The organism is Streptomyces sp. KM273126, from assembly GCF_004337435.2.
GTDB lineage: Bacteria > Actinomycetota > Actinomycetes > Streptomycetales > Streptomycetaceae > Streptomyces > Streptomyces acidicola.
In genome coordinates, this window is the sequence record NZ_SJXB02000002.1 from 66,649 (window position 1) to 92,685 (window position 26,037).

The 26,037-nt window shown below is 71.0% G+C and carries 19 protein-coding genes, 1 tRNA gene and 2 pseudogenes; 12 read left to right on the forward strand and 10 right to left on the reverse strand.

Annotated features, from left to right (window positions below):
• Nucleotides 1–90 precede the first annotated feature (90 nt).
• Entirely contained in the window at nucleotides 91–825 is a 735-nt protein-coding gene (locus tag E0500_RS30865) for a Tellurium resistance (protein WP_131572100.1), read from the forward strand.
• A gap of 220 nt (nucleotides 826–1,045) precedes the next feature.
• On the opposite strand, the pseudogene E0500_RS30870 reads toward E0500_RS30865, so the two are convergent.
• Nucleotides 1,046–1,899 (reverse strand): annotated as a pseudogene (locus tag E0500_RS30870) (TerD family protein).
• A gap of 190 nt (nucleotides 1,900–2,089) precedes the next feature.
• On the opposite strand from E0500_RS30870, the gene E0500_RS30875 reads away from it, so the two are divergent.
• The 3 genes from E0500_RS30875 (at nucleotide 2,090) to E0500_RS30885 (ending at nucleotide 6,595) form a co-directional block, all read left to right on the forward strand.
• The gene (locus E0500_RS30875) at nucleotides 2,090–3,256 is read left to right on the forward strand and encodes an HpcH/HpaI aldolase/citrate lyase family protein (protein WP_131572023.1); all 1,167 of its coding nucleotides are present in this window, start codon (nucleotides 2,090–2,092) and stop codon (nucleotides 3,254–3,256) included.
• A 67-nt stretch (nucleotides 3,257–3,323) separates the two neighbouring features.
• Nucleotides 3,324–5,792, forward strand: coding sequence for a phosphoribosyltransferase (locus E0500_RS30880; RefSeq protein ID WP_131572024.1), 2,469 nt, complete (start codon nucleotides 3,324–3,326; stop codon nucleotides 5,790–5,792).
• Nucleotides 5,792–6,595, forward strand: a complete 804-nt coding sequence (locus E0500_RS30885) for an HAD family hydrolase (RefSeq protein ID WP_131572025.1) — start codon at nucleotides 5,792–5,794, stop codon at nucleotides 6,593–6,595. The genes E0500_RS30880 and E0500_RS30885 overlap by 1 nt, the downstream gene beginning before the upstream one ends.
• 333 nt (nucleotides 6,596–6,928) lie before the next feature.
• On the opposite strand, the pseudogene E0500_RS30890 reads toward E0500_RS30885, so the two are convergent.
• Nucleotides 6,929–7,155: pseudogene (locus E0500_RS30890) on the reverse strand (zinc ribbon domain-containing protein).
• 557 nt (nucleotides 7,156–7,712) lie between these two features.
• Here E0500_RS30890 and E0500_RS30895 point away from each other — a divergent pair.
• The 3 genes from E0500_RS30895 to E0500_RS30905 all read left to right on the forward strand — a co-directional run bounded on the left by E0500_RS30895 (nucleotide 7,713) and on the right by E0500_RS30905 (nucleotide 12,456).
• Nucleotides 7,713–9,740: a transglycosylase domain-containing protein gene (locus tag E0500_RS30895; RefSeq protein ID WP_131572266.1), complete on the forward strand. Its 2,028-nt coding sequence runs from the start codon at nucleotides 7,713–7,715 to the stop codon at nucleotides 9,738–9,740.
• Between the two features lie 209 nt (nucleotides 9,741–9,949).
• Nucleotides 9,950–11,170: a hypothetical protein gene (locus tag E0500_RS30900; protein ID WP_181587452.1), complete on the forward strand. Its 1,221-nt coding sequence runs from the start codon at nucleotides 9,950–9,952 to the stop codon at nucleotides 11,168–11,170.
• Nucleotides 11,171–11,262: 92 nt separating this feature from the next.
• A complete protein-coding gene (locus tag E0500_RS30905) occupies nucleotides 11,263–12,456 on the forward strand; it encodes an amidase domain-containing protein (RefSeq protein ID WP_399120331.1) in 1,194 nt (397 codons plus the stop codon).
• A 1-nt stretch (nucleotide 12,457) separates the two neighbouring features.
• Here E0500_RS30905 and E0500_RS30910 read toward each other — a convergent pair whose 3' ends face one another.
• Both E0500_RS30910 and E0500_RS30915 read right to left on the reverse strand, forming a co-directional pair.
• Entirely contained in the window at nucleotides 12,458–13,021 is a 564-nt protein-coding gene (locus tag E0500_RS30910) for a DUF4383 domain-containing protein (protein WP_131571040.1), read from the reverse strand.
• A 158-nt stretch (nucleotides 13,022–13,179) separates the two neighbouring features.
• Nucleotides 13,180–14,475 carry a hypothetical protein gene (locus E0500_RS30915; RefSeq protein ID WP_258573678.1) on the reverse strand — a complete coding sequence of 432 codons (1,296 nt, stop codon included), beginning with the start codon at nucleotides 14,473–14,475 and terminating at the stop codon, nucleotides 13,180–13,182.
• 516 nt (nucleotides 14,476–14,991) lie between these two features.
• Here E0500_RS30915 and E0500_RS30920 point away from each other — a divergent pair.
• Both E0500_RS30920 and E0500_RS30925 read left to right on the forward strand, forming a co-directional pair.
• Nucleotides 14,992–16,626 carry an IS200/IS605 family element transposase accessory protein TnpB gene (locus E0500_RS30920; RefSeq protein ID WP_131571035.1) on the forward strand — a complete coding sequence of 545 codons (1,635 nt, stop codon included), beginning with the start codon at nucleotides 14,992–14,994 and terminating at the stop codon, nucleotides 16,624–16,626.
• 67 nt (nucleotides 16,627–16,693) lie between these two features.
• A tRNA-Val gene (locus tag E0500_RS30925) sits at nucleotides 16,694–16,765 on the forward strand.
• 161 nt (nucleotides 16,766–16,926) lie between these two features.
• Here E0500_RS30925 and E0500_RS30930 read toward each other — a convergent pair.
• Nucleotides 16,927–17,286 (reverse strand): hypothetical protein, encoded by a 360-nt coding sequence (locus tag E0500_RS30930; protein WP_131571032.1) that lies wholly within the window; start codon nucleotides 17,284–17,286, stop codon nucleotides 16,927–16,929.
• A gap of 249 nt (nucleotides 17,287–17,535) precedes the next feature.
• Between E0500_RS30930 and E0500_RS30935 the strand changes: the two genes are divergently transcribed.
• The 3 genes from E0500_RS30935 (at nucleotide 17,536) to E0500_RS30945 (ending at nucleotide 19,106) form a co-directional block, all read left to right on the forward strand.
• Nucleotides 17,536–18,072 carry a hypothetical protein gene (locus E0500_RS30935; protein ID WP_131571029.1) on the forward strand — a complete coding sequence of 179 codons (537 nt, stop codon included), beginning with the start codon at nucleotides 17,536–17,538 and terminating at the stop codon, nucleotides 18,070–18,072.
• 98 nt (nucleotides 18,073–18,170) lie between these two features.
• Nucleotides 18,171–18,848, forward strand: a complete 678-nt coding sequence (locus E0500_RS30940; RefSeq protein ID WP_309505255.1) for a class I SAM-dependent methyltransferase — start codon at nucleotides 18,171–18,173, stop codon at nucleotides 18,846–18,848.
• A gap of 27 nt (nucleotides 18,849–18,875) precedes the next feature.
• Complete coding sequence (locus E0500_RS30945; RefSeq protein ID WP_181587292.1) at nucleotides 18,876–19,106, forward strand: DUF2277 domain-containing protein; 231 nt, start codon at nucleotides 18,876–18,878, stop codon at nucleotides 19,104–19,106.
• A gap of 437 nt (nucleotides 19,107–19,543) precedes the next feature.
• Here E0500_RS30945 and E0500_RS30950 read toward each other — a convergent pair whose 3' ends face one another.
• The 5 genes from E0500_RS30950 to E0500_RS30970 all read right to left on the reverse strand — a co-directional run bounded on the left by E0500_RS30950 (nucleotide 19,544) and on the right by E0500_RS30970 (nucleotide 25,706).
• Nucleotides 19,544–20,152: a VTT domain-containing protein gene (locus E0500_RS30950; RefSeq protein ID WP_131571023.1), complete on the reverse strand. Its 609-nt coding sequence runs from the start codon at nucleotides 20,150–20,152 to the stop codon at nucleotides 19,544–19,546.
• A gap of 323 nt (nucleotides 20,153–20,475) precedes the next feature.
• A complete protein-coding gene (locus E0500_RS30955) occupies nucleotides 20,476–20,931 on the reverse strand; it encodes a DoxX family protein (RefSeq protein ID WP_131571632.1) in 456 nt (151 codons plus the stop codon).
• 89 nt (nucleotides 20,932–21,020) lie between these two features.
• Nucleotides 21,021–22,847 (reverse strand): FAD/NAD(P)-binding protein, encoded by a 1,827-nt coding sequence (locus tag E0500_RS30960; RefSeq protein ID WP_258573831.1) that lies wholly within the window; start codon nucleotides 22,845–22,847, stop codon nucleotides 21,021–21,023.
• Nucleotides 22,848–23,156: 309 nt separating this feature from the next.
• Entirely contained in the window at nucleotides 23,157–24,797 is a 1,641-nt protein-coding gene (locus E0500_RS30965) for an alkaline phosphatase D family protein (RefSeq protein WP_131571626.1), read from the reverse strand.
• 264 nt (nucleotides 24,798–25,061) lie between these two features.
• Nucleotides 25,062–25,706 carry an HNH endonuclease family protein gene (locus tag E0500_RS30970; RefSeq protein WP_131571623.1) on the reverse strand — a complete coding sequence of 215 codons (645 nt, stop codon included), beginning with the start codon at nucleotides 25,704–25,706 and terminating at the stop codon, nucleotides 25,062–25,064.
• Nucleotides 25,707–26,037: the final 331 nt, after the last annotated feature.

Consider the following 26,037-nt stretch of genomic DNA (forward strand, 5'->3'; position numbering starts at 1 on the left):
AAGCGGCCGCCCCGCGGCGGTTTCGACGTACATGACGTACATGCGGGACGTACATGACGCACATACGGACACGGCAGTGTGGGGGCGGGAATGGGCTTCTTCGACGGTCTGCTGGGCGGGCGCGCGCAGTTCGACTCGGGCAGCGCGGCGAGCAACGCCATCGAACTGGTCAAACGGCACCAGACGGTCTCACTCACCAAACAGGGCGCGGCCACCGGCAATCTGCGCGTCAACCTGTCCTGGCGGATGCGCACCTCCGACATCGGCGCCCCCAAGCGGCAGAGCCTGCTGCGCCATCCCTTCCAGGCGCTCAAGCCGGACGAGGTCAAGGCGCACAGCCAGAGCATGGTCAACGTCGACCTCGACCTCGGGGTGCTGTACGAGCTCACCGACGGGTCCAAGGGCGTGGTCCAGCCCCTCGGCAGCTTCTTCGGTGACACCAACGCGCCGCCGTACGTGAAGTGCAGCGGAGACGACCGGTTCGGCTCCGGGTCGGGGGAGACGATCTACGTCAACCTCGATCACCGGGACGAGATCAAGCGGCTCCTGGTCTTCGTGTACATCTACGACCAGACGCCCGCGTTCGACCGTACCCATGCGGTCGTCACGCTGTACCCGAGCAACGGTCCGCGGATCGAGATCGGCCTCGACGAGCGGCACCCTCAGGCGCGGTCCTGCGCGGTGGTGATGATCGAGAACGTGAAGGGGGAGATCGTCGTCCGGCGCGAGGTCAAGTTCGTGTACGGGTTCCAGGCGGAGCTCGACCGGTTGTACGGGTGGGGGTTGCAGTGGGGGCGGGGGTACAAGTCCAAGGTTGAGCGGTAGCGCCTGCCGCCGGGCTTGGCCGGGGCGCCTTTGAGCTCGGTTGGTTCGGTGCGTTGGCGGGTGCGGGTTGGTTGTGGCTTGTCGCTCCCCCACTCTCGGCTGCGTTCGAGCGGGGGCCCCCATCGCGGCGGAGCCGCATATCGACACAGCCCCGCGCCGCTTAAAAGCCGCGCAGTTCCCCACGCCCTTGAGGACGCGCCGTTCCCTGCGCCGCTACGGCCTAGCGGCCCATGAACTGCGGTCCCTGTGGCGGGAGTTTGAAGTCCGGGTCCGGTAGGGCGCCGGCTCCGGCCGGTGGCTGCAGGTAGTACGCCGGTGGGGCGCCCGCGGTCACCGGCTCCTGCTGGGGGTGGGGATAGCCGTAGGCGGGCGGGCTCATCGGCTGGCCGGCCGGCTGGGGATAGCCGTACCCGGGCTGGACCTGCTGTTGTGTGGTGGCCGCCGGGGGTAGCCGTACGCGGGCTGCGGGGGGACCGTCGTCGTCGGCTGCTCGGGCGGGAGGGGCGGGGAGGCATCGGGTGCCGCGGCCTCCGACTCGTCCACCGAGATGCCGAAGTCGGTCGCCAGTCCCTGCAGGCCGTTGCTGTAGCCCTCGCCGAGCGCACGGAACTTCCAGACCCCGCCGCGCCGGTAGAGCTCGCCGCAGATCAGCGCGGTCTCCTCGCCGGTCTCCGGCTTGACGTCGAAGTACGCCAGCGGTTCCGCGTCGGCGACCGTGGCGTCGTACAGCAGGATGCGCAGGGAGCGTACGTGCTCGAAGGAGACGTCGTCGGCCGAGGCGACCAGCAGAATCCGTCCGACGGCGGACTCGACACCCGTCAGATCCGTCTGGATGGTGTCCGTGAGGCCCTCGGCGTCGCGCTTCTTGCCGAGCCGCCAGACCTTGCCGGAGGGGTGGCGGGGCTGGTTGTAGAAGATGAAGTCCTCGTCGGACCGTACGCGCCCGTCGGGGCCGAGGAGCAGTGCCGAGGCGTCGACATCCGGGACACCCTGCCCGGGTGTCCAGCGCAGCACGGCGCGTACCGCCGTGGCCTCCAGCGGGACGTTCGACCCCTTCAGCATCGCGTGCGTCATACGGATCATCCTGCCCTCTCGGTCCTGGTCACGACAAAGCGGGGTCACGTTCATCCAGCCGGGACCGACAGCCTTCGATGCGCCCGATTTACCAGAACTTCATGCCCAGCGGGAACCCACGACATGGATCTCTACGTACTATTACCGGCCACCATTTCACCGGGCCGACCAGCCGCCACGGGGGACTCTTATGCGTCATTTCAGGCACCTCGCCCCGGAGGAGCGTCAGCGCCTCTTCCACCGGGAGCCCGGTTTCTTCACCGCCGACTCCCCGGCCAGGGTGCTCGCGGCGGCCCTCGGGGCCACGCTCTACAGCCCCGCCACCAGGGCCAGGCTGGCCGACGACGTGGTGAAGCAGGCCGGGCGCGGTGTGGTCTCCATGGTGCTGTGCCTGGAGGACTCGATCGACGACTCCGAGGTCGCGGGTGCCGAGGAGAACCTGGTCCGGCAGTTCACCGACCTCGCCGGGCGGCCGGACGCGGAGCTGCCGCTGCTGTTCATCCGGGTCCGCACGCCGGAGCAGATACCGGACCTCGTGCGGCGGCTCGGACCGGCCGTCCGGCTGTTGTCCGGATTCGTTCTGCCGAAGTTCACCGAGGAGCGGGGCGTCCTGTTCCTGGAGGCGCTCACCGCGGCCGAGGTGTCGAGCGGGCGCCGGCTGTTCGCGATGCCCGTCCTGGAGTCGCCCGAGCTGCTGTACCTGGAGACACGGGGCGAGGCCCTCCAGGGGATCTTCCGCACGGTCGACAAGTACCGCGACCGCGTGCTCGCGCTGCGCCTCGGCGTCACCGACTTCTGCTCCTCGTACGCGCTGCGCCGGGCGCCCGACATGACCGCGTACGACGTGCAGATCGTGGCCTCCGTGATCGCCGACGTGGTGAACGTGCTCGGGCGGGCCGACGGCACAGGCTTCACCGTGACCGGGCCGGTCTGGGAGTACTTCCGGGTCCAGGAGCGCATGTTCAAGCCGCAGCTGCGCAGCAGCCCCTTCCTGGAGGTGCGGGCCACCCGGCTGCGCGAGACGCTGATCGAGCACGCGATGGACGGCCTGCTGCGGGAGATCTCCCTGGACCAGGCCAACGGCCTCCTCGGCAAGACCTGCATCCACCCCTCGCACGTACTGCCCGTGCACGCGCTGTCCGTGGTCAGCCACGAGGAGTTCAGCGACGCCCGGGACATCCTCAGACCCGAGCGCGACGGCGGGGGTGTGCTGCGGTCCGCCTACACCAACAAGATGAACGAGGTGAAGCCGCACCGCGCCTGGGCCGAGCGCGTCCTGACGCGCGCCGAGGTTTTCGGCGTCGCCAACGAGGACATCGGCTTCGTGGAACTGCTGGCGGCGGGTCTGCCCGACTGACGGGGCCGGCGGGGACGGCTCGCTGATCCTCACCGACAAGGGCTGACGCCTTACCGACAAGGAATCGATGAAGAACAACGAGGTCTGGTCCGGGAGCTGGGTCGCCGAGCGGCTCGGCGTCGAGCTGATCGGCGACGAGCGGCTGGGCGACCTGCTGGGACTGGCGCTGCGCCGCAACCCCCGGCGGGCGCACCTACTGGTGTCGAACGTGCTGGGCAAGCATGTGCCGCAGTCGCCGTCCGTCGTGTACGGGCACGGGTTCGCCCTCGGCCGCCGGGTGCGCGAACTGCTGGGCGACCAGGCGGGCGAGGCCGTCGTGCTCGGGTACGCCGAGACGGCCACCGGGCTCGGCCACTCGGTCGCGGACGGCGTGGTGTTCGCGCCGTACCTGCACTCCACCCGGCGGCCCGTCGAGGGTGTCGCCCGGGCCGGGGGCTTCGAGGAGTCCCACTCCCACGCCACCTCCCACCTCCTGCTGCCGGAGGACCCGGCACTGCTCGCGGGCAACGGGCCGCTGGTGCTGGTCGACGACGAGTTCTCCACCGGGAACACGGTCATGAACACCATCCGCGAGCTGCACGCCCGCTACCCGCGCGGACGGTACGTGATCGTCGCGCTCGTCGACATGCGGTCGGCGGCCGACCTCGGGCGCCTGGAGGAGTTCGCCGCCGAGATCGGCGCCCGCGTCGACCTTGTGGCGGCGGCCTCCGGGACCGTACGGCTGCCGGAGGGCGTGCTGGAGAAGGGGCAGGTCCTGGTGGCGGAGCACGAGCGGGCCGGGGAGCCCGTCCGGGCGGGTGCCGCCGCGGCTCACGTCGCCCGCGTCGAGCTCGGCTGGCCTCGCGGTGTCCCCGACGGCGGGCGGCACGGCTTCACACGAGAGCACCGGGCCCGCCTGGAGAAGGCGTTGCCCGCCATGGCCGCGCGGATCGCGGGCGCGCTGCCGGAAGGCGCGCGGAGCGTGCTCGTGCTCGGCTTCGAAGAGCTGATGTACGCGCCGCTCAGGCTGGCCCGGGCGCTGGAGAAGGTGAGCGACGCCGAGGTGCGGTACTCCACGACCACCCGCTCGCCCGTCCTCGCGGTCGACGACCCCGGCTACGCGATTCGCAGCCGAATCGTTTTCCCGGCCCATGACGACCCCGACGACGGCCCCGGCCGGCGCTACGCCTACAACGTCGCGGGCGCCGGTTTCGACGCGGTCGTCGCCGTCGTCGACTCGGCGGCCGACACCCCCGCGCTCCACGCCGCCGACGGACTGCTGGCCCAGCTGGCCCCGCACACGCCGAGCGTGCTGCTGGCCGTCGTCCCGTCGTACGTCCCGCCGTACGCGGCCCAGCGAGTTTCGCCCGCGACCTCGCACGTCACCGAAAGGCCCCCCATGCTGCCCGAGCCCCTCCGCGGCCCCGCCTTCTCCTCGTACGCGCCCGACGAGGTCGGCTGGCTGCTGCAGGACCTCTCGGACGTCACGCTGGAGGCGCCCACCGAGGAGCGCGAGGAGGCCATCCAGAGCGGCGGCGCGCACTACGCGGAGTCGCTGCCGGTGGAGTACCAGCCGAGCGAGCGGTACCAGGCGCTCTTCCGCGACGCGCTGGAGGAGTCGGCGGCCCGAATAGCCCAGGCCGTGGGGGTCGTGACGGAGACGGTGCTGGCCGAGAGGTCACCGCGGCCCGTCCTCGTGTCGCTCGCCCGCGCGGGCACCCCCGTCGGCGTTCTGATGCGCCGCTGGGCGCTGCGGCGGCACGGGCTCGACCTGGCGCACTACGCCGTATCGATCGTGCGCGGACGCGGCATCGACGCCAACGCGCTGCGCTGGCTGGCCGACCACCACGACCCGGCCGACGTCGTGTTCGTCGACGGCTGGACCGGCAAGGGCGCCATCACCCGGGAACTGGCCGACGCCCTGCGGGAGTTCGAGGAATCCGACGGCATCACCGGTTTCGACCCGGAGATCGCGGTGCTGGCCGACCCGGGCTCGTGCGTACGGACGTACGGCACCCGCGAGGACTTCCTCATCCCTTCCGCGTGCCTCAACTCGACGGTCTCCGGGCTGATTTCGCGTACGGTGCTGCGCTCGGACCTGGTCGGCCCGAACGACTACCACGGCGCGAAGTTCTACCGCGAGCTCGCCGGTGCGGACGTGTCGAACGACTTCCTGGACGCCGTCTCGGACCGCTTCACGGAGGTCGCCGACGCGGTGGACACGCAGGCCAAGGAGCTCCTCGCCGCCGACCGCACCCCGACCTGGGAGGGCTGGGCCGCCGTCGAGCGGATCAGCGAGGAGTACGGCATCCACGACGTCAACCTCGTCAAGCCCGGTGTCGGCGAGACCACCCGGGTGCTGCTGCGCCGCGTACCGTGGAGGATCCTCGCGCGGGCCGGGGCGGGAGCTGATCTCGACCACGTACGCCTGCTGGCCGAGCAGCGCGGGGTGCCGGTGGAGGAAGTGGCCGAACTGCCCTACACCTGCGTCGGGTTGATCCACCCCAAGTACACACGGGGCGCCACCGGCGCCGACGGAAAGGCGGTGGCCCTCTGATGGCCGTCCTGGTGGCGAGCGACCTCGACCGTACGCTCATCTACTCCGCGGCTGCGCTGGCGCTGACCATGCCGGACGCGCGGGCACCGAGGCTGCTGTGCGTCGAGGTGCACGAGAGCAGGCCGCTGTCGTACATGACGGAGACCGCGGCCGGCCTGCTCACGGATCTCGGGGACGCGGCGGTGTTCGTGCCGACGACGACCCGTACACGCAAGCAGTACCAGCGCATCAACCTGCCCGGCCCCGCGCCCGAGTACGCGATCTGCGCGAACGGCGGGCACATCCTGGTGGACGGGGTGACGGACCCGGCGTGGCACGCGCGGGTGCTGGCCCGGCTGGCGGACGAGTGCGCTCCGCTGGACGAGGTACGGGCGTACATGGAGGCCACGTCGGACCCGTCCTGGGTGCGCAAGCACCGGGTGGCCGAGGATCTGTTCGTCTACCTCGTCGTGGAGCGTGAACTGCTCCCCGAGGACTGGGTGAAGGAGCTGGCGGTCTGGGCGGAGAACCGTGGCTGGACGGTCTCGCTCCAGGGCCGCAAGATCTACGCCGTGCCGAAGCCGCTCACCAAGAGCGCGGCCGTGCGGGAGATCGCCCGGCGCACCGGGGCCGAGCTCACGCTCGCGGCCGGTGACTCACTGCTGGACGCCGACCTGCTGCTCGCGGCCGACCGGGGCTGGCGCCCGGGACACGGCGAGCTGGCCGACGCGGGCTGGACCGCGCCCGCGGTCACCGCTCTGCCGGAGCGGGGGGTCGCGGCGGGGGAGCGGATCCTGCGGGAGTTCCTCAAGGAGTGCCGGTAGGCGCGCTCGTGGTGCGTGCGGGCTGTGTCGGCGCAGTCCTGGGCGCTTGAAGTCCGCGACTTCACCAGCGGCAGGCGGGCCGCGATGGCGACGGTGCGCTCACGGCCAGGGCCTGTTCTGAGTTCCCCTTCGTCCGCGCGGAGCGCGGGCGAAGCGCCCGCGGCGGAGCCGCTGACGTCCGCAGCCGGTGCGTGCCGGGCGTCGGGGCGCAGGCGGGGAACTTCAGAACAGGCCCTAGGAGCGCGCCGACCTCGTGGAGCGCGAGGGCCGTCGACGACCGAGTCGCGGTGGGCGACAGCAGGGCGGCGAGCGCGTTCCTGAGGGGCGCTCCCGTCAGCCGCAGCAGCCCCCGCCGCAGCAGCCGCCCCCGCCACCACCACCCGCCGCCCGGGGGCCGGGGCCGGGGCGGACGCCGAGCCGCCCACGGCGACCGTCGACAGCAGCTTGACCGTGTCGCCGTGGCCGGCGGGGCAGTCCGCGGGGGCGGAGGACTCCGCCATGGGACGGCTCAGTTCGAAGGTGTCGCCGCAGGTCCGGCAGCGGTACTCGTAGCGAGGCATGCGCACAGGTTAACCGGCGGCCCCGGCATGGCGGCAGAGCCTCTGAACCCCTCTCCCCGGTGGCCGGAGTGTCTGAATGTGGCCGGGTTTGATGACGGGGTGCACGTGGCTCTTTCTGGCCGGTTCCGGATCGGGGAACTTGTGAAAGTGGCTGATAATTTGTGGACGCCGTGTGGAGGTCGAAAGGCCGGGGGAAGCAGGGGGAACGTGGTCGCGTCTTCGGCGGCTGCGTCTGTCCACGCGTGCGATTCCACGTGCGGAGGGAGACGCAGTTGTGACCACCGCTCGGCATCGGACCAATGCCGTGCATCCCTTGGACCGTCCGGGCCCCGGAGCCCGCCGTGGCTAGCCGGCACAGCGGTCGCTCAGGCCGCCGCCGGGCCGCACCGCCGCGCTGGTGGCAGCGCCGTACTCCGACCGGTACGGCGGCTGACACCACGACCGGCACGGGGACAGGTTCCGTCGACCCGGAGCACCCCGGGATCCGGACGGGGGGCAGCCACCGGGAGAACGGCTTACCGGAGACGCAAACGGGGCGAACCGCGCGTCAGCCGGCCATGCAGGGGACCGGATCGAGCCATCGCGGCACCCGCCGCAGACCGGCCCCTCCACCGGCACCCTTACGCCTCGTCCAGCGCTGGGCGCCCGCCGCCCGCCGGCTCCGCCCGAGGTACCCGCGGCCGGGCCGTACCGGCTGGCGCCGCTGGGTGCCCTCCTGGCGCCAGTCGCTGGGCACGGTGCTGGTGTCCGCCGGGCTCGGCGGCGCGCTCCTGACCGCCGCCTACGCCGCCACGGACATCCCCGCGGACCTGAACACCTTCGCCACGCAGCAGGACAACGTCTACTTCTGGTCGGACGGCACCCCCATGGCCCGTACCGGCTGGGTACGGCGACAGGCCATGCCGCTGAAGGACATCCCCGAGGACGTGCGCTGGGCGGTGCTGGCGGCGGAGAACGCGAGCTTCTACTCCGACCCGGGCATCTCCCTCGGCGGACTGACCCGCGCCCTGTGGCGCACCGTCGGCGAGGGCGACACACAGGGCGGCTCCACCATCACCCAGCAGTACGTCAAGAACGTCTACCTGTCCCAGGACCGTTCGGTGGGCCGCAAGTTCACCGAGGCGATGATCGCCCTCAAGCTCGACAGCCGGACGAGCAAGGACAACATCCTGGAGGGCTACCTCAACACCAGCTGGTTCGGCCGCGGCACCTACGGCATCCAGCGGGCCGCGCAGGCGTACTACGGCAAGGACGTCGGCGAACTCGACGTCAGCGAGGCCGCGTTCCTCGCCTCCCTCCTCAAGGGCGCCGGCCTCTACGACCCGGCGCTGGGCGAGGCCAACCAGGCGCGGGCCGAGGAGCGCTGGTCCTGGATCCTGGACCGGATGGTCGGCCTCGGCCGGCTGACGAAGACCGAACGCGCCACGTACACGAAGTTCCCCCAGCCCCTGGACCAGTCCCAGGCGTTCGACACCGGCCGGCAGACCGACTACCTGGTCGAACTGGCCGCCCAGTACGCCAAGAAGGCCGCGCGCATCTCCGACCAGGACTTCGACCGGGGCGGGTACCAGATCTACACGACCTTCGACCGCAAACGGGAGACGGCCCTCACCCAGGCCGTGACCAAGGCCCGCAAGAAGGCGCTGAAGGACTCCCCGGACAAGGCGAAGGCCGCGCACTACGGAGCCGCCTCGGTGGCCGCCGACGGCCGCATCCTCGCCGTCCACGGCGGACCCGACCATCGCGAGCAGGGCTTCAACGAGTCCAACGCCACCACCGTCCCGGCCGGTTCGGCGTTCCTGCCGCTCGTGTACGCGGCGGGCCTGGAGCACGGGGTCAGCAAGGAACGCGGCACCCCGAGGACACGTGTCACTCCGGAGTCCGTCTACGACGGAGACGACGGCACCCTGGTCACCACGCCCGAGGGTTACTACTGGGACCGCAGCGGCAACAAGGTCGCCGCCCGCAACGACGGCGGGAAGTCCTGGGGGAACATCTCCCTGCGCACGGCGCTCGCCCAGTCCGTGAACGCGCCCTTCATGCAGCTCGGCATGGACACGGGCCTGGACAGGGTGCGCGAGACCGCCGAGGCGATCGGCCTGCTGCCCGGCAGCATGGGGCCGCAGGTGCCCGCGCTGTCCCTGGGCAACTCCACACCGAGCGCGATCCGCATGGCGGGTTCGTACGCCACGTTCGCCGCCGGCGGGACGCACACCGAGCCGTACTCCGTGCGCCGGATCACCCGCAACGGCTCCCGGGTCGCGCTGGACACGCCCGAGCGGCGCCGTGCGGTGCGCCCCGAGGTGGCCCGCCAGGTCACCGAGGCGCTCACCGACTCCTTCCGCGGCGCGCACCCCACAGCGGCCCCCGCCTCGGCGCAGGTCGCGGGGAAGGCGGGCACCACCGAGGACGACACCGCGGCCTGGTACGTGGGCACGAACCGCTCGGTGTCGACCGCGGTCGTCGTCTACCGCATGGACCTGACCAAGAGTCTCGAACCGCTGCCGCTCAAGGGCATCGCCGGCGCCCCTGCCGTCGACATCCCCTACGGCATCTGGTCGAGCGCCATGAGTCCGCTCGGCTGACGCCGACGGCTCGCGCGCAGTACCGCACCAAAGCACCACCGCACCCCCCAACCCCCTCGCAGATTGAGCTCCGCATGAAGTCGAAGCCGCGTATCCACGCGCAGCAGCAGTCGAGTGCGCAGTCGTCATCCGGCCGTGGCCGCTCCCGTGGCCGCCGCGGTCGCCGCCGGGCCCGCCCGCCCCGCAGCCCCCGCCCCGGCTTCCTGGCCATGGCGGTCCTCCTCATCGTCGCCTCCACTGCCGCGACTCACGTGGGACTGAACCGCTCGGACAGCACCGCACCGACCGCCTCCGCCGAGAAACAGCCCCGCACCGACGGCCGGGCGCCCTCCCCCGGGGCGACCGGGGAACCCGACTGGGACGGCAGGACCAAGCTGATCGGCGACGGCTCCACGTCGTACACCGGGCCGCAGAAAGGGCAGTTGAAGCCGGAGCCGCTCAAGCCGGGGGAGAAGCCGCCCCAGTTCGTCGTCTTCTCCTGGGACGGCGCGCTGGAGGGCGACGACCGTCTGTTCTCGCACTACCGGGAGCTCGCCAAGAAGTACGACGCCCATATGACGTTCTTCCTCACCGGGATCTATCTGCTGCCGAAGGACAAGAAGACGCTCTACGGCCCGCCGCAGCACGAGAAGGGGTCCGCGGCGATCAGCTACCCCACCGACGAACACATCCGCACCACGCTGGAGCAGCTCGGCAGGGCGTGGCAGGACGGCAACGAGATCGGCTCCCACTTCAACGGTCACTTCTGCGGCGACAAGGGCGGCGAGGACTGGAGCGTCGAGGAGTGGAAGACCGAGATCGGCGAGTTCAACTCCTTCGTGGGGAAGTGGAAGACCAACACCGGCAACAAGGACCTGCCCGCGCTGCCCTTCGATGTGAACAAGGAGGTCGTCGGCGGACGCGCGCCCTGCCTGGAGGGCCAGGAGAACCTGCTGAAGGCCGTGAAGGACTACGGCTACCGCTACGACTCCAGCTCCAAGGGCGACTTCCAGATATGGCCAGGCAAGAAGAACGGCATCTGGGACTTCCCGCTGCAGCTGCTCCCGTACGAGAAGGGTGAGTACCAGGGCCTGTCCATGGACTTCAACTTCCTCTACAACCAGTCCGACGGTCAGGTCGAGGGGGACCCGGCCCAGTACCCCCGCTGGGAGGAGGAGACCGTCGACACCTACATGGCCGGATTCAACCGCGTGTACTACGGCAGCCGGGCGCCACTGTTCATCGGCAACCACTTCGAGAACTGGAACGGCGGCATCTACATGCGGGCCGTCGACCGGACCATCGAGACCGTGTGTACGAAGAAGGACGTGCGCTGTGTGTCCTTCCGTGAACTCGCCGACTGGCTCGACGTGCAGAAACCCGAAACCCTGCAGCGGCTGCGCACCCTGGACCCCGCCCAGTCGCCGGACTGGTCGACGCTCGTGAAGTGATGCAGGCGACCCCTGGTGTGGAGGGGTTGAGGAGGACATGTAAAGATTCCCTCCCCGGGGCCCGACCACCCCGGGGTCAAGGAGAACTCCCCGTGAAAACAAGGATGTTGAGCCGCCGGTGCGCCGCCCTGGCGGCGGTGACCCTCTCCACCACCCTGCTCCCCGTGGCCACCGCGCACGCCGCCGACGAGCCGGCGCCCCAGGCCCCCCGCGTCACCAGCGCGACCACCGACACCTTCGGCCGCATGGCGGACGCCGTACTCACCGACCGTACGGCCGCCCTGCTCGACGACGGCCAGGCTCCCCGGACGGCCCTGAAGGCGACGGGCGGCGCCCACCTGTCCGCCGCCGTCAGCCGGACGGAGGGGACCGCGGTGACCGCCCTGCGCGACACCCGGTCCCGCCTCGCGGCGCTGGGCGAGGCCTACACCGACGCCGACACCGACGTCACCGTGGACAGCACCCAGGTGAACGGGCAGCAGGCCACGGTCCGGGTCACCGAGACCACGACCCTGACCTACGCGAAGATCCGTGGCGACGAGCCCGACACGACCGGCTTCCGGGCCCACCACGAACTCACCTTCACCGCACAGCCCGACGGCACCTGGCAGCTGTCCGGGCTGCGCACGACGGACAACGGCCCCCGGCCGATCAACGACCCCGCCGCGACGGCGGCCGCCGGTCAGCCCGGGGCGGCGAGCAGTGCCTCCCGGGCCCCGAGCGCTCCTGTTTCGACGTTTGCCGTCATCGACGCCCCCAAGGCCGCCACGACCCTCCCCGCGCCCGCCAAGCCCAAGAAGCTCACGGGCGGCACGTACGACTATGCGGCGATGGCCACGTACACCGAGAAGTACTGGAAGGACTACAACCCCGCGTACCGCAAGTACAACTCGCTCGGCGGGGACTGCACCAACTACCTCAGCCAGGGCCTGCTGGCCGGCGGCTGGAAGCAGATCTCCACGGTCACGCCCGAGGAGTACGACACCTGGTACTACGCGTCGAACGGTACGGCCGACGCCTGGATCGGCGTCAACGAGTGGTCCTGGTTCACGCAGACCGCCAAGCGGACCACGCCGCTCGCGAACGTCTACCAGATGGACGTCGGTGACGTGATGCAGATCGACTTCGACAAGAACGGGTCCAAGGACCACTCCATGATGACGACGTACCGCAGCTCCAGCGGTGTGCCGTACCTGACGTACCACGACGCGGACACCTACCGCAGGTCGGTGGCGAGCATCATCGCCCAGTACCCGACCTCGGTGTACTTCGCCTACCGCACCTGAGTCAGGAGCCGGCGTCCTCTCCTCGCGGGAGGGCGCCGGCATTCGCCGCGGGCTCGGCCTGTTCCTCCCGGCCCGGATGGCGGGCCTTCCAGTACGGGTTGTCGTGCGGCAGGGCCGTCCCCACCCGCCCGTACATGCCGAAGGTCATCAGCAGCAGCCCGTACACGAAGCTGAAGATGACGTTCTGGATGTGGAAGGCGAGGAAGTTGTAGTTCGAGTCCAGCAGGCCCAGGTTGACGAAGCCGCTCAGGATGAACGCGACGCCCACCACCATGTTGAGTGTGGACGCGAAGTTGCCGCCGATCACCATGCCCACGAAGAGCAGCACACCGATGCAGATGGACAGGACGCTGAGCGTGCCGTTCGTGTTCAGCCCCACGACGGTGGCCCCGCCGGTGCTGAAGAAGCCGACCTTGTTGATGAGGCCCAGGATGCCGAAGGCGAGCAGTACGAGCCCCATGAGGCCCGCTCCGATCCGGTAGACCGTACTGAGCCGGTGGTCGACCGGCAGGTGCTCGTCGAGCCGGATCCGCTGCCTGGGTTCGGGGTGCGCGTGCGTGGCCATGTCCGCCTCCCTCGGGCGTGGTGGAGGCCGTACGTACCTTCGTTGCCTTCCTTCAATATCCGCCCGTCAGGGCCGTGGCGCCAACAGCGCGCAGCGCCTCACGCGCCGTCGCAGGTGCCGGCGCAGGTGGCGCCTCACGCGCCGCCGCACGTGGCGTCTCACGCGCCGCCCGAACCCCGTTCCCCGCGGATCTGGGACACCACCCGGGCCACCGTCGCCCGGACGGCCTCCGTTTCCGTCAGGAAGTGCCAGTAGTCGGGGTGCCGTCCCTCCAGCGTGACGATCGCGCGCTCCAGGCGGGCGACCGAGTCGTCCAGCGGGCGGGCGTGCCGCGGGTCGGGCGTGGAGCGGCCCGCCATGGCCAGGCGCTGGGCGTCGCGGAGCGCGAACCGGGTGCGGTCGATCTCCTGCTGGGGGTCCTTCTGCACGGCGTTCAGCCGCCGGAGCCGGTCACCGGCCGCCGAGACCGCCTCGTCCGTGCTGTTCAGCAGCGCCCGTACCGTCGACAGCAGCGAGGTGGCGTCCGGCCAGCGCTGCTCGTCCCGCGCGGCCTGTGCCTCCCGCAGCTTCAGCTCGGCCTGCGCGACGCTCTGAGCCGCCTGCTCCGGCACCTGCTGGAGGTCCTGCCAGCACGCGGCCGCGAACCGCCGCCGCAGCTCGCTCAGCATCGGCTCCACCTGCCCGGACCGGGTGCGCAGCGCATCCGCCCGCGTACGCAGCGACACCAGCCGGTGGTCGATCTCCGCGGCCCGCTCCGGGAGCCGCTCGGCCTCCGCGCGCACCGCCTCGGCGTCCCGCGCGACCCGTTCGGCACGCTCCAGCGTCTGCGGTACGCCGTGCTGTCCGGCGCCCTGGTTCAGCTTCGTCAGCTCGGGGCCGAGGGCGGCCAGACGGGCGGCGAGGTCGTCGGCCTTGAGCCCTGAACTCCGCACGGCGTCAAGGGCGTTGGTGGCGGCGAGCAGGGCCTGGCGGGCGCGCTCCACGGCCGGGGCGAGCCGGGCCAGCTGGGTCTCGGCCTTGCCGAGCAGCGGGCCGAGCCCGTCGGCGAAGCGGTCCAGCTCCCGCTTGACCCGGGTCAGCTCGTCCTTCGCGGTGGTCAGCTCGGCCCGGGCACGTGAGGCGACCGCGGCCTCCAGGTCGTCGCGGTCGAGGTCGTGGGCGTCGACGGCGTTGATGTACTGGTGGCTGACCTCGTCGATGCGCCGCCCCAGCGCGTCGAAGTCCGTCACGGCCCGGCGGGCGGCGGGGGAGTCGTCGACGGCCGTGATGGTCTCTATCGAGATCCGCAGATCGCGCTGGGCGGTGTCGAGTTCGTAGAACGCGGCCGCCGCGGCGTCCTTCGCGGCCTGCGCCTCGGCCCGCTGGTTCTCGGCCCGCCCTCCGAACCACCGCCGCGTGCCGCCGCCGGCGAAGGCCGCGGGCAGCGCGAGGGCGGCGAGCACGGGGAGTGACATGAGGATCAGCAGGTCACGGGCGGTGGCGACGGTGCCGGTGGTGCCGGCGGTGTCGGCAGTGTCGGCGGTGTCGGCAGTGCCGGTGGCGCCGGACGGCCCGCGGCGACGTCTCGCCGCGTCACGGTCTCGGGACGGCCTCTCCGGGCGGGGACACGCTGGGTGCTGCGCGCGTGACGCAAACAGTGTGTCCGGCCGCCGTGGTGTCGCCGTCACATCCCTCTCCCGTGCTGTGATCCGCTCTGCCAGGTGTCATTCTCCCACCTGGTAAGGACGAACACACGGGGCGTTCAGTTCGCCGTTCGCACGGTGACCGAGGCGTCGGCGGCGATCGCCAGGAGACGCGACGGTGTCGCTGAGTCCGACGGTACGGAGCGGGCGCGCCGAGGGAGATCCGGGCCGCTGCCGGATCAGAGGTGGATTGAAATTACTGAATGGGAGTTCTTGTATCGAATGCGTGACCTTTGGGATCGAGGGTCGTTGGAGGGGTGACGGATCTTCGACGCCGGGGGTGAAGGGGTGGGCGGACTGCGGGAGGTGGCGGCGCCGTTTGTGGTGCCCGGCCCGTCGGGGGTGACGATCCGGACCCGGCTGCGGGTATCGGAGACGGATACGGCGGTGTTGCGGGAGGTCGGTGCGTTCCTCGGCTCGCTGGCATCACGGGATCTCGCGGTGCGCTCCCGACAGGGACCGACACACGGCACGGACGCCTGGGCGGTCCGCAAGCGGGAGCTGTCCGGTGTCTCGTCGGCGCGGTGGGCGGGCAGCATCACCAAGGCCACACATGACCAGTGGGCGCTGGCCCGGCGCGGCCAAGCCGCCCACATGACGTGGCTGCGCGGTCAGATCGCCGCGCTCGATGCCCGGCTGGCCCGTCCGCTGGGTGCCAAGGCGAACAAGCGTGAGGGGCTGCCTCGTGGGTACGGCTCGCGGGCGGAGTGGCATGCCAAGTCCCGCCGTCTGTGCGCGTTGAAGGCCCGGCTGGCCAGGCTGGAGGCGGACTGGGCCGCGGGCGGGGTACGCGTGGTGCGCGGCGGCAAGAAGCTCGCGAATCTGCGCCACCATCTGGATGAGGCCGGGCTGGACGAGCGCGGGTGGCGGGAGCGGTGGCAGGCGTCGCGGGTGTTCCTGGCCGCTGACGGAGAGTCCGGCAAGCGTTTGGGCAACGAGACCATCCGTATCACCGACACCGGGCAGGTCTCGATCAAGCTTCCGGCCGCCCTGACGCATTTGGCCAACGCCCCGCACGGCCGCTACCTGCTGGACGCCGCCGCTGCGTTCAAGTACCGCGGCGAGGAGTGGCTGGACCGGATCAGCGTCAACCGGGCGGTGGCCTACCGCATCCACCACGACCCGCTGCGCCGCCGCTGGTACGTGACCGCCTCCTGGCAGCGCACGCCTGCTGCGGTCCTGCCGCTGGAAGCAGCCCTCGCCAGGGGCGTGGTGGCAGTGGACATGAACGACGACCACCTCGCCGCCTGGCACCTGGACATCCACGGCAACCCGGTCGGCGAGCCCCGCCGCTTCTTCTACGACCTGTCGGGCAGCACTGCGCACCGGGACGCCCAGCTACGGCACGCGCTCACCCGGCTGCTGCACCACACCCGCCGGTGTGGGGCGGCGGCGATCGCCATCGAGGACCTCGACTTCAGCGAGGGCAAGATGCGGGAGAAGCACGGCCGCAACAAGCGGTTCCGACGTCTGATCTCCCGCTTCCCCACCGCCAAGCTCAAGGCCCGGCTGGTGGCGATGGCCGCCGAGCAGAACATCGCGCTGGTCGCGGTGGATCCGGCCTATACATCCCGGTGGGGTGCTCAGCACTGGCAGCAGCCGCTGACCACCCCCACCCGTCAAGTGTCCCGGCACGATGCGGCCAGCATCGCGATCGGGCGACGCGCCCTTGGGTATCCGATCCGGCGACGGACGGCACCGCCCCCACACGACCGGAGTGATCGTGTGGGGCATCGGACCGCCCAGGCCCGATCGGAGACCCCGCGGCGTGAGGAAACCCGCCCCCGCCTTCCCGGACCACGATCGCGAGTCGTGCCGCCCGGCAGTGGAGCGAAAGTGGGTGACCAGCGTGCCCGACACCGCAGGGGGCACGCGGCTGAGCATGGGTTCTGGTATCAGGACGCACTCCCGCTCAGTCGTTAGACACGGCTATCCCCCGATACGGGTTTGCGGCGCATACCGTGAGGCAAGGTAGGCTGTCGACTCGTCCGGGCGCGTAGCTCAGCGGTAGAGCGCCTGCCTTACAAGCAGGATGTCGGCGGTTCGAAACCGTCCGTGCCCACCGGGTTTAAGTGGACAGGTCAGCGGCCTTCTGGGGTTCTCCCGGGAGGCCGTTCGTGTGAAAGCAGGATGTCGGCGGTTCGCGACCGTTCGCGCCCACCGGTACGAAGACCCCGGCCGATCGCGGCCGGGGTCTTTCGGTGTTCATGTCCCTTCCGGGGTTCATGCGCCTTCCGCCGTTCCGTCCGGGGGCTTCGTCGTCTCGTGAGCGTGCTTGAGGCGCATCCGGGCGTCGACCTTGTGCTGGGTGTCGACCTCGGCCCAGAAGCGGTGGCAGCTGACGAAGACGGCGAGCTCGCGCTCGCGCTCGCGCAGCTTCTCGACCTCGGCCTGCTCGTCGGCCGTCCAGCCCGGGGACGCGGGGCGCTCGATCTTGCGCCAGCCGTGGTCGTCGCTGAAGCCGTCCAGCGGCTTGACCGACCAGGGGAGCCGTTTCAGCAGGGCCAGCAGCTCGGCCCGGACCTGATGCAGCTCCTCCTGGCCGGCCAGGAGGTCACTCGGAAAGTCATGGGTCTCAGCCACGCGGCAATGCTACGCCTGTTCGATTTTGGGATGCGAGTTCCTTCTCGCGCTTCACGATGAGTGGAGGTTTTCCTCTGTCACGGAATCTTGAGCTTGTGCCGTCGAAGTTTGAGTGGCGCAGGGCGCCTTCGGTCGATCTGGTGCCAGCCACCAGAAGGCCCTTCATCGGGATTCGTCCAAACCTCGTCTCATCGGCTGGCTACGGTACGGACATACCGTGCTACCCACGGTCAGCGGAGGAGGAATTCTGTGTCATCGCCCTGCGACCCCCAGCACGCTCCCGCCGGCGATGTGGGCGCAGCACTCATGATGATCGACTCTCGGCTCAAAGCCATCTACGACGGCAGGACCGAGACCGACCCCGAACAACAGGCGCTGACCGACCAGTTCACCGCGTCCTTGGGCCCCAAGGAAGTCGATGACATGCTGGACGGCGCGTGCACGCTCATCTACATGTTCATGCAGTGGCTGCGGATGGCCTACGAGGACCATGACAAGGACGTCATCGCGTGTGTGGTGCCCAACCTCGTGGCGACGATGCGCATGATGCCCAAGAGCGTCCGTCCCGAGGTCATCCCCACCATGGCCGGATTGCTCGTCGCTGCAGGCACCGGCCTGAGCCCCAGTCTGTGGCGCAAACAGTACGGATACTGGACCGAGGACGAGATGAATCCCCTGGAAGTCACCGCCTTCCTGCTGGCGGAGCACATCAACCGCCTCACCGGCGACCGCGACTTCGCCACCCGCGTGATCAGCGAAGCCCTGTCCGGTGCGGACGAAGACTGACGTGCAGCATCCCCGCGTGATCAACGGCACGGATTGACCCTGCCTCGGGGGCAGACCTGATGATCTGGTGGGGAATGTCACCAAGGGACGGAGAGCCCGTGCAGCCAGCGGACAGCCACCTGCATGAAGAGGACGCCCTCCTGGCGGAGCAACTCGCTTACTACCGCGCAGGTGCCGCTGAGTACGATCGGCCCTATGCGGAGTGCGAGGCCCTGCAGCGGTTGCTGACAGCAGTCGACGACCTTCCGGTCATCGGGGACGTGCTGGAGCTGGCCTGCGGAACGGGCCAGTGGACTCCGATGCTCGCCGCCCGCGCGCATTCGGTGACGGCCGTCGACGCATCCGCCGAGGTGTTGGCCATCGCGCGTGCGCGTACGCCATCCCCCAACGTCCGATTCATTCAGGCCGATCTGTTCGCGTGGCAGCCGCCGCGGCGCTACGACACGGTGTTCTTCGCCTTCTGGCTCTCACACATCCCGCCGACCCGGTTGCGCGACTTCTGGAACTCCGTCGCCGCCATGCTTGTGCCCGGCGGCAGAGCGATCTTCATCGACGACGGTCCCGGCGCGGCCGCGAGCGAGGAAGTCCTCACGGAGGCGGCCGTCCCCGCGGTGCTGCGCCGTCTCGATGACGGCAGCCAGTACCGCGTCGTGAAGGTGTTCCACGATGCCGGGGCGCTCGCGAGCGACCTCACAGCGCTGGGATGGTCGGTCCGCGTCGGGCCCGTGGGGGACAACCTCATCGGCATCGCAGAACCACTGGCCGACCCAACCTGACGGAGCGCTCGGATGCAGACTGGGCGTATGTGCCGAAGCATCAAGACTCTCCGTCCGCCCGTCCTCCCTGAAGAAGCCACCGAGGACGAGATCCGGGCCGCCGCCCTCCAGTACGTACGCAAGGTGTCCGGCTTCCGGGCGCCGGCCGCCCACAACCGTGAGGTGTTCGACCGCGCGGTGGACGCCGTGGCGGCGGCCACGGCGGAGTTGTTGGCGGGGCTGGAGGTGCGGGGGAGTCGCGCGACCGCGTCTCCCTGAGCTGGGGCCCGTGGGCGGCTTTCCCGCCGTCGTGGCTTGGGCGCCTGCGGTTTCGTCGTGGGTCGGGGGCGTGCCGGGAGGTCTCCGTCCTCGGTCCGGCGGGTCTGTGGGGTGTCGTATGTGCTCGGCGGCGGACGCCGGCCGCTGCGGGCGGACACCTCCCGGCACACCCCCTGCCGTGCGTACGCGGCTGCCGGCCGGTGGGGGCGGGCGTCGGGTGCGTTGCCTTCGGCGCGTACGGGGCTGGCAGTACGTACGGGGCTGGTCGTGCGTGCGGAACTGCCGGCGGTGCGTGCGGATCTACCGGCGGTGTGTGCGGAACTCACGGCGCGTTCTGGCGGCGGGTACGCCCGTGCTTCCAAGGGGCGCGGGGAACTGCGCGACCAGCCACAACGAAACCCGCAGCCGACCACACACAACAACCCGGCAGACGAGACCTACCGCCCCCCAGCGGAGCGTTCCCGCATCAGGTACGCCGCCCCGGCACCCGCACCGAATAGGGCCCCCACGGACACCGCCGTGGCGATCCACGTCGTGCCCAGCCAGTGCGCGCCGAAGTAGCCGAGGGAAACGCTGTACGTGGCCCAGGTGATGCCGGCCAGGACGGACCAGGGGAGGAAGTCGCGGACGCGGCGGTTGGCGGCGCCGGCGCCCAGGGAGACGACCGAGCGGCCGGCGGGGGCGAAGCGGGCGAGGACGACGAGGGCGCCGCCACCCCGGGAGAGGGCCGCGCCGAGACGTTCCTGCGCGGTGGTGAGGCGACGGGAGCGGGCGATGGCGCGGTCCAGGCGCTCGCCGCCCCGGCGGGCCACTCGGTACGCCACCAGGTCGCCGAGCACGGAGGCGGTCGCCGCGGAGAGGAGGAGGGCGAGGATGTCCGGGACGTCGTCCGCACCCGACGCCGTGCCCGCGGCTGCCGCCGTCGCCGCCGTGATGACCAGGACGCCGCTCGGCAGGATCGGGACGAACACGTCCAGGAGGACGGAGACGGCCACCACGGCATAGATCCATGGGCTCGCAGCCAGCGACCCCACACTCTCAAGCACCGACAACTCCCCTGACTCCCCCGTGGGCCGCCGGTCACCGGGATCACCGGGGCGGCCTGTAACAGCCAGACAGCGTACGCCCCGGGTGTGACGGACGGCTCACAGGGGCTTGTGTGGGCGTCACGTGCTGTTCACATGGCTGCTGCCCCGCGAGGGCGGCTCGTTCGCCGGGGGTGGAGCCGTCGGGATTCCGCTTATGGGAAAGCCGAGAACAGGGTGTGGCTGGACTTCACCGCTGATGCCGCCGGGGTGGGCGGGGCGGGGGTGTGCGGCGGCGCCCGCCTCCGCGGGGCGGAGACGGGCGCCGGAGTGCGTGGTGCGGGTCAGGCCGCCACGGGCGCCTGGTCCGAGGCGGGCTTCTTCGCGGTCGTGGCCGAGCGGTTCGCGAAGAACCGGTCGACGCCGAACGCGCCGGAGCCCGTGAAGACCAGCAGGAACATAGACCAGCAATACATCGCGGCGCCCTCGCCCTTGTTCTCGATGGGCCACAGGGCATCGGGCTGATGGACCGTGAAGTACGCGTAGGCCATGGCGCCGGAGGCGATGAACGCCGCGGCACGAGTGCCGAGGCCGAGCAGGACCAGGCTGCCGCCGACGAGTTCGATGACGGCCGCGTACCAGTTGGGCCAGGCACCGGTCTCGGCGCTGGTGCCGTTGCCGTCCACGCCGCCGAAGGCGCCGAAGAGCGCCATGGCGCCGTGGCAGGCGAACAGCAGGCCGATGACGATGCGGAACAGGCCGATGGCGTACGGCTGGGCGCTGTTGAGGCGTCCGGTCATGTGGGGGGACTCCCTCGGTCTGGTTTCCCGGTCCTTTTGTGAAGGGCCGGTGGGGACGGATACCGATCGGTGGCCCACGTTAGGTCGACCTAATCTATGCTTGCAAGTTCAACATTCGGCCATGCATGTGCGTCTGACTGATGTTCCGCTTGCTGGTCGAGGGTGTGCAGTGCCGCTCGGGCCACGGCGTCCGCGTCGGACAGCGTGACCGAATCCACACCGGGTCTGGCCCCGGCGGCGGTCACCCAGTGCACTCCCTCCGTGGGCACCCCGAACGCGAACCGCCGTGCGTGGGTGACTCCTTGACGGTCGATCAGACGATACGGGCGCGGTGTTACGTCCAGCCCTCCGGTTTCGTAACCGTCGACGGTGTGCGGACGTGCCTGACCCGTCTTCAGCAGCCGGGCCAGGAGTTCGTCGGCGGTCCGGCGCAGGTCCGGTTCCGGGAGGCGCGCCTCGATGAGGGTGGTCGCCCGTACGGCCGAGCCGGGGACGTCCGGGGAGTGCGCGTGCCAGGCCCCGTCCTGCGGCCGTACCTGGATGCGCGGGCCCACCACTGTCAGGACGCCGGCCTCGATCAGGGCCGCCATCTCCTCGATGCGGCTGCGGGGCGGGCCGATGGACAGGAACGCGTTGAGCGGCGTGTACCAGCCGTCCAGGTGGTCGCGGCGGGAGCCGCCGGTCAGGCCGCCGTGGTCCACGATGAGCCGGAGCTCGTTGCGCAGGTCCCGCAGGACGTCGAGGGCGGCCTTGAGTGGGCCGTCGACGTTGCCGAGCGCCGCCTGGGCCGCGTCCTCGCCGATGTACGCGAGCAGCCAGCTCTGCCAGGCGCCGGGGTCGGGGAAGGCCTGGTCCCCGTACGGCCGAGCGACACGGTCCCAGGACCAGCGGCGCGCGTGCGGTATGCCGAACTCGTCGAGGACGGCGGTCTCCTCAGGGCCCCGATGGGGGGTGGAGAGGAAGCGGTCGCGGAAGTCGGCGAGGGCGGGGCTGTCGCTGAGTACGCCCTCGTAGTAGACCGTTTCGACCTCCTTCGCCACCAGCGGCCATATCTCCGTCAGGAAGTCGGGGGCCTCGCCCGAGTCCGCGCGTTTGCGGAACCCCGCGATCACCTCGGGGGTGAGGACGAGCGGGGTGTGACGGCCGTACGGGCCCTTCGCGTTGTCGCCGCGCGCCTGGTACGGGATGCCGCGCCGGGAACCCGCGTACAGGCGCGGCTCACGGCCCGACGGGAGGTAGCGCGGACCCCGCGGCCCGTGCACGAAGCGGCCGCCCCGGCCGGTGGTCAACAGCGCCATGTGGTCGAAGAAGTTGAGGCCGAGGCCGCGCAGGAGGACGGGCTCGCCGGGGGCGAGGGGATCGAGGTCCACGTCGGCCGGGTTCGCGGGCGGGATGTGGCGCAGGCCGTTCCGGCCGGCGTACGACGTGAGGTCGCGCTGGGTGGGGTCGGGGACCTCCGGCAGGTGGCCCTGGGCGAGGACCACGGCGGACAGGCCGGTCAGGGTGCGGCCCGTGGAGAGGGCGAGGGTCTGGCGGCCGTCGGGGGCGTCGTCCAGGTGGACCGCGCGCGCCGTGTGCACCTCGACCCGTATCGCGCGCGGCGCCTCCCGCACCACCTCGCTGAAGACCCACTCCAGGTAACGGCCGTACTGGGCGCGGGTCGGGTACTCGTCGGGGCCCAACTCCCCGGACGCCCACGCGTGGAGGCTCGGCCCCGGGCGGATCGGGCCCGAGCAGTCCACGCTCTCGTCGGTGAACAGGGTCACCTGCGAGGCCACCGTGTTCATGAGCAGGTGGGGGGACTGGGCGGTACGCCAGACCCGTCCCGGGCCCGGGGGCGCGGGGTCGACGACGTGGACGGTCAGTCGGGTTCCGGGCCGCAGCAGGTCGGGCGCGGAGGCACACAGGCGCTCCAGGACGCTGGTGCCGCGCGGGCCCGCGCCGACGAGGGCGAGGGAGACGGAGAGGTCCTCGGAGGAGCCCTCAGCGGGGTCCTCGGAGGGGCCCTCGGCGGGGGCGGCGGTCGCTGCGGACAAGGCGTGTGACTCCCGTGCATGGGGGACGCGATACGGAGAACCGTCCGCTGGAAGCGGACGGTCCGCCTCATCATGCCGTCGTACGGGGCCGGAGCCGAGACCTGAGGTAACCGGGTGTGGGATGCCTCACGTGCATCAGGGGCAACAGAACTGACACGGGAACGTATGCAACAAACGGGCACAATGGGGTTATTGGGGGGTGAGTTCGTACTCCGTCACCGTCTCAAGCCGGGGGCCGCCGTTCCCGGACGCCCGGGCCTGGTCGAGCCGCAGCCGGGCCGAGCGGCCGCGCAGGGTCAGGGTCATCAACTGGTTGCCGAACCACGGGCCGCCCGTCCGGCGCCAGTCGATGGAGGGCCGCTCACCGCGACCGTGCCGCTCGAACCAGCGCCCCAGGGCGCGCCCCACGCCGCTCCAGCCGAAGCGGAAGCCGAGCCGGATGGACAGCGGGATCGAGTTGTGCACGGGCGAGCAGGTCAGCTGGAGCACACGGGAGCGGGGGCCGCTCCCTTCGGGCCAGGACGGCTCCGCGACGTACGCGTGGTGTACGTCGCCGGAGAGCACGCACACGGTCGCCGGTGCCCGCTCGCCCGACCCCGCCTCGGCGATGAGCCCGGCCAGCGCCTCGAACGACGCCGGGAACGCGGCCCAGTGCTCCAGGTCCGCCCGCTGCCGCAGATCCTCCCCGAACCGCGCCCAGCGCCCCCCGCGCTCGCCCCGGCACAGGGCGGCGTTCCACGCCTCGGCGTCGTGCACGAGGTGGGGCAGCAGCCAGGGCAGAGAGGTGCCGATGAGGAGGTGGTCGTACGAGCCGGGCGTGTCCAGCACCTGCTCACGCAGCCACCGTTCCTCGGCCGGGTGCAGCATCGACCGCTTGCCCTCGTCCAGGACGCGCGCGGCCCGGGTGTCGACCATCAGCAGCCGGACGCGCCCGAAGTCGCGCCGGTAGCTCCAGCGGACCGAGGAGGGGTCCTGGTCGGCGCGGGAGGCGTGCGCGCGCAGCAGGTCCGTGGCGTCGGCGGACGCGCGGACGGCTGCGTACAGCGGGTCGGCGGCAAGCTCGGCGGGGGACAGGTTGCCGAGGTGCTGGTGCACCCAGTACGACACCAGCCCGCTCAGCAGCCGCTCGCGCCACCAGGGGGTGGCCCGTATCTCGGCGAGCCAGGCGGCGCTGGTGTTCCAATCGTCGATGACGTCGTGGTCGTCGAAGATCATGCAGCTGGGGACGGTGGAGAGCAGCCAGCGCACCTCCGGGTCGAGCCAGGACTCGTAGTAGAGCCGCGTGTACTCCTCGTAGTCCGCGACCTGGTCGCCGGGAGGTTCGGTGAGGTCGCGGCGGGCGGCGAGCCAGCGGCGGATGGCGTCCGACGTCTCGTCCGCGTACACCTGGTCGCCCAGCAGCAGGAGCACGTCGGGGCGTTCGGCCGCGGGGTCGGCGGCGATACGGGCGGCGAGGGTGTCCAGGGCGTCCGGGCCCACCGGGTCCGCCTCGTGGGTGGGAGGGGCGGCCCAGCGGCAGGAGCCGAAGGCGACCCGGACACCGTCCCCGTCGGGGGTGCGGATCTCGGAGGGCGGGAAGGGCGAGTCGGGCAGGGGCCACACGGGGGCGCCGTCGAGGAGGACCTCGTACGTCGACGCCGTGCCGGGACGCAGACCGGTGACCGGGACCAACGCGTAGTGGTGGCCCGCCACTTGGAAGGTGCGGGCCTCGCCGCCTGCTCCGTCGGCGCCGCGCACCTCGGCGGTGCACGGACGGCTCGTCTCGACCCATACGGTCGCGGACGAGTCGTCCACGTATCTCAGCAGCGGCCCCAGTCGCAGCCCCGCCATCGGCGATCACCTTCCTTCGTCGACCCGTACGGTACGGAACGACGGAGTGGAACGGGGAGGTTCCGCTGGTTCCGGTTCGGCCTCGGCGGTCGCCGCGGTGCCGGTCGACCACGAAAGCCGCCGGCGGTTGCCGGCGGCTCTCAGGGGCTGTGGGTGGTGCCGGTGCCGGGTGAGGCCCGGGCGGGCTCAGGGGAAGGCCCGGGTCTCACCGCGGCGTCACGGTCCGGACGGGCTCGGCACCCGGCCGGGGTGCGGAGGAACGGTTCAGCAGCCGGACAGGGCGCTGGTCAGGGCGCTCTTCTCGGCCGAGTCGACCGACAGGTCGTAGTAGTACTTCACCTGGACCCAGGCGCGGACGTACGTGCAGCGGTAGGCCGTGCGCGGCGGCATCCACTCGGCCGGGTCCTTGTCGCCCTTGGACTGGTTCACGTTGTCCGTGACGGCGATGAGCTGCGGGCGGGTCAGGTCGTTGGCGAACGCCTGGCGCTGGGCGGTGCTCCACTTGCTCGCGCCGGAGTCCCAGGCCTCGGCGAGCGGGACCATGTGGTCGATGTCGACGTCGGAGGCGGCGGTCCAGGTGGCGCCGTCGTACTGGGAGTACCAGCTGCCGCTGGTGGCGGAGCAAGAGGAGTTGGTGACGACGTTCGAACCGTCGCGCTTGAGGACCGTCTCGCGGGTGTCGCAGGAGCCGCTGATGGTGATCCAGTGCGGGAACAGGTCACGGCTGTAGCCCGTGCGGTTCTCGGTGGCCACGGTGAGCTGCGAGAGGTAGCTGCGGGCGGTGGCACCGCTGACCGGGGTCGGCATCGCGGCGGACGCGGTCGGGGAGTTGAAGAGTGCGACGGAGGCTATGAGACCGGTGAGCGCGGTGAGTATGCTGACTCGTCGACGCGCGTAGAACTTGCGCATACGAACTCCCTTGGGGGTGAGGGTGGTCGGGTGTGAGCAACGGAACTCTCGCGGCGCTCCGTTTCCTGCGGGTAAGCGTTCGGTGAGAAGTTAGTGACGTGCGCATGACAGGACAAGCCTTTGGGGTGTGCAGGTTCCTGTCGGATTTCGGGGCGAGCCTCTGACGTGCCGCTTTGTTGCGGGCGGGGGTGCTCGGGGCGGGCGGCCCCTCACAGGGCGTCTGCGCCGTCCCGTATGATGAACGGCGCAGAAGGGGAGTAGCTCTTCGCCGGACCGTCGACATACTGCTCAGCTCGGCTGAGCCGGCGCCCGGAGGCGGGCCCCGTGACGG